Consider the following 3,593-nt stretch of genomic DNA (forward strand, 5'->3'; position numbering starts at 1 on the left):
TAGTGGTTGTACTCAACGCCAGTGAATCGGACTATACGAATGGCCCAGTCGAAGGCATGAATCGAATGATTAAACAAATTCAACGCACAGCATTTGGATTCCGTAATTACCATCATATGATTTCACGTATTAAGTTACGGCAAATGAGAACAAAACCAATGAAAAAAACAGAGTTGAAAGTCATGCGACTTTCAACTCTGTAAAAGCTATTCATCAACAGGATTTGACAAAGAGCCAATGATTATTGTGATTACAACAAAAAAATAAGTACCCACTCAAGACCATGCTGGTCAAGATGTGGCTACTTATTTAGTCGGTTATGATTGACGTTTGTCATTCAATTGTTTTTCTAATTCTTTAATCTTCTTCTGCTTGCGGCGAATGTACCAGATCAGCAAGATGATCAAGAGTAAAATCAAGAGGCCAATGCCGACATACAGCCACCAGTTAGGGCCCTGCTTCGAGACCGCCGTCTGATTCAGATTAGTGGCCTCGCCCTGCGTAATCACGAAGTTCTGCTTAAATTGCCAGTGCTGCTTCTTGGATTTGACCTTGACGACTGCGGTGTACTTGCCAGCCTTCAGAGCATTTTGTCCGGTTCGCACCGGTAATTTGTAGATTGAACTGGGTGCCATCTGACCGTTAGTCAAATTTTGATGGTAGACTACTTTTTGGCCGCCACGATGGTAAATCTTGATCTTCGTTTGGACCTTATTCAAGTAGGCCGCCGTGTGGTTCACTAACGGAAAGTTGATGACGTTGCGGCCGTTGAGTTGCTCGACCGTGATCTTGTTCATCGTGAGGTGGTTCGTCGTCAAATCGCGATCACCATGCAGAACAACGGCTTCAGTATAGGCATACTGATTATTGACCGCGACCGCCTTTTTTGTTTCAGCGGCCGTTGCCTTTTTCAAGAAAGTCAGCCCACCAGCCAAGATACCGTCATACGATTTGGCCGGCATCTTGATTTGAAACTTGACGGTCTTAACTTGTCCCTTATCCAGCTTAACTTCGGACTGGTCAGTCGTCACCAGTTTGGCTAAATCATACGGCAAATCCGCACTTTTATTTTCAGTCGCCCGCTGATAAGCTACCACACCATTGATGTTGGTCGTCGCCTTGGAAATCCCAACATTGATCGTAATTGGCGCATTCGAGGTGTTGTGCACCTTCACCGCAATGGTCTGGGTCTGTTTTGGTTTTAACTTCAAATCAAAGTACGAGAAGTTCGAATCGACTTGACTACTCGAACGTACCGGACTGATCTCAAATCCCACGGCCGAATCAGCCTTCGCTGATTGGGCCATGCCACCCATGAACAGACTCATCACACCGACTAATGCCGTTGCTAATAATGCTCGCAATCGTTTCCCCACACTCATCACGCCTTTTCTCTCAAATTAAGTCAGGATATTGGTTCGACCAACATCATCATACCACTAGTAGGCTTCACGCTCACTTTAGTCGTTAGATGGCGTAGCGCCCAAGTTCCAAGTCAACGTTGTCGTGTAGCCTTGAGCGAGCTTAGGCGTTGCACCCGGAACAGTCAGTGTAGAACTGCCGAACTTAAACGTCGAGATTCCGTTACCGTCACCAGCTAAAGCTGAAGCAACCGTGCCTGCAGCGCCATTAGTGGTCGTACCGCTCGTGGTCGTACCGCTCGTGGTCGTACCGCTCGTCGTCGTTCCAGGAGTCGTCGTTCCAGGAGTCAAAGTGGCGTGCCCCTCATTAACCTTTGGATCATCACTTGAAACTTTGGTGCTAAAAACCGTCAAGGCAGCGTTCGTCAACGCTGAGCCAGTCGCATCCGTCTTCGTATTGAATTGTTGGCCTTGTGCCACGGTCAATGACCAGCCGTCATTCGTCCCCCGCAAATCACTAACTTTTACCGTTGGCGTGGTCGAAGCACCCAAAGTCGCATTAGCTGCCGAAATCGTATTTTTCCCAAATGAAAGGTTCGTATTATCCACCACTGACAATGATAGTGTCCCACTTGAGAAGGCCACATCACCTGTCGTGCTTGGAACCACCTCACCTGTATCCGCGGCGTTTGCAGCCACCGTACTTGTCCCTAAAATTCCAGCACCAACCATTAATCCCAAAACCATTTTTTTCATTACAATCCGCTTCCTTTCAAGTACCTGATTTATTCACAAAGAGCCTCAGCTCTGGTATAGTTAAATTGCTAAACAAAACCACATGAGAGAAGATGGCTCTATATTGAAAATTCTACAGGAAATGGCATTAAATTTCAACCCCAAATTGCAAGAACAAATTAGCCACACGATAAATCCTATTAAATCAGTATTTTCATTAATATTCATATTTTATGGACTTAACTTAACCGGCGGAAGCAGCGGAGAAAAGCGCTTTGGGTGTTTGATAGCCAGTTTGCCGGCGCGGTAAATTGTTTAGCTTTGACTCAACTGCTTGGATATCATGAGGACCCAAAATATCCATGGATAGACCCTTGGGTACATCGCGGCGGATCATTCGATTATGCGCTTCGTTAGTCCCACGCTCAGAGGAACGATATGGATGGGCATAATAAAGGTCAGCGACACCGGTAAGTACAGCGCCAACTTCCGAGAACTCAGCGCCATTATCGGCAGTAATTGACTTCATGATTGATCCGTATTCTTGACAGATCTTGGCCAGCTCATAGTTGACTGAATCGGCATCACGACCATCGATCAAACGTAGAATTTGGCAGCGGGATTGACGCTCGATCAGCGTTAAGATCACACTCTCTTGACCGTTGCGCTTGCCCACCACGGTGTCCAATTCGAAATGGCCGAACTCTTGGCGCTGGTCGATACTTTTAGGCCGTTCATCAATACTCCGTCCGGCCAGACGCTTGTGCTTGATCGAGTGATGATGTTTGGCACGGTGGCGCGTTTTTTCGAGTAGATCAAGATTACGGACTTCAAGTAACTGGGCATCAATATAGTGGTATAGCGTCTTGGTCGAGACCATCTCCTCAGGTTGATATAAGCCTTCAAGTTTGGCCCGTCCTACTGCTGCATCAGGCGACCAACCATCTTGACGCAAATGAGTCGTAAAATAGTCGATAAAATCAGCGACACCGACGAGTTTCAAAGGTCGATGACAGTGGGCTCGATTAGCTTCGTACTTAGCTTGTGCTGTTTCTGGTGAGTATACAGCGTAATATTGGCGTTGACCATTCACTTTTTTTACTTGGTCGATCTCGCCGCGGCACAATTCATTATTGATTGTTTGATGACAAACATTAAGCGCTCTGGCAATTGCACGATTGGAATAGCCTTGGCTGTGCAGCGTAGCAATTCTGCCTCGTTCAAACGAAGTTAGGTGCTGACCTTTTTTTCTGACTGTGGTATTCTGTTCTTGCATCAAGACAATAACCTCTTTCATTGTTTGTGTAGGAACATCAATGATAACAGAGATTTGTCTTGGTGTTTTTTATTTTATCAATTAGCTAAAAGTATTTGGCTAACTTGATTATGAAACGCGCGATTAAATTTCAACAAAAACATTTTAGTATCGCATACGGATGGTCAATTATCCTCCGATGGCGGGCTAACATTGTGTGTAGAGCTGATGGCAAAATTCCA

At 45.7% G+C, this 3,593-nt stretch carries 4 protein-coding genes; 1 reads left to right on the forward strand and 3 read right to left on the reverse strand.

Annotation, left to right across the window (positions count from 1 at the left end; genetic code table 11):
- A partial coding sequence (locus FFM78_RS13485) for a transposase (protein WP_137638896.1) occupies nucleotides 1-203 on the forward strand: 203 nt, incomplete at its 5' end.
- A 114-nt stretch (nucleotides 204-317) separates the two neighbouring features.
- Here FFM78_RS13485 and FFM78_RS13490 read toward each other — a convergent pair.
- From FFM78_RS13490 to FFM78_RS13500, 3 genes are all read right to left on the reverse strand, one after another.
- Nucleotides 318-1,376 carry a WxLIP family cell surface protein gene (locus FFM78_RS13490; protein WP_373280669.1) on the reverse strand — a complete coding sequence of 353 codons (1,059 nt, stop codon included), beginning with the start codon at nucleotides 1,374-1,376 and terminating at the stop codon, nucleotides 318-320.
- An 84-nt stretch (nucleotides 1,377-1,460) separates the two neighbouring features.
- Nucleotides 1,461-2,117: a WxL domain-containing protein gene (locus FFM78_RS13495; protein ID WP_137638898.1), complete on the reverse strand. Its 657-nt coding sequence runs from the start codon at nucleotides 2,115-2,117 to the stop codon at nucleotides 1,461-1,463.
- Nucleotides 2,118-2,340: 223 nt separating this feature from the next.
- Nucleotides 2,341-3,372, reverse strand: a complete 1,032-nt coding sequence (locus FFM78_RS13500; RefSeq protein ID WP_171001908.1) for an IS30 family transposase — start codon at nucleotides 3,370-3,372, stop codon at nucleotides 2,341-2,343.
- Nucleotides 3,373-3,593 lie beyond the last annotated feature (221 nt).

This window comes from Loigolactobacillus binensis, from assembly GCF_005405165.1.
Classification (GTDB): Bacteria; Bacillota; Bacilli; order Lactobacillales; family Lactobacillaceae; genus Loigolactobacillus; species Loigolactobacillus binensis.

Bases quoted from the DNA above. Each gene is read 5' to 3' on its own strand.
- FFM78_RS13500 (WP_171001908.1), bottom strand. From the start codon at position 3,372: ATGCAAGAACAGAATACCACAGTCAGAAAAAAAGGTCAGCACCTAACT.
- FFM78_RS13495 (WP_137638898.1), bottom strand. From the start codon at position 2,117: ATGAAAAAAATGGTTTTGGGATTAATGGTTGGTGCTGGAATTTTAGGG.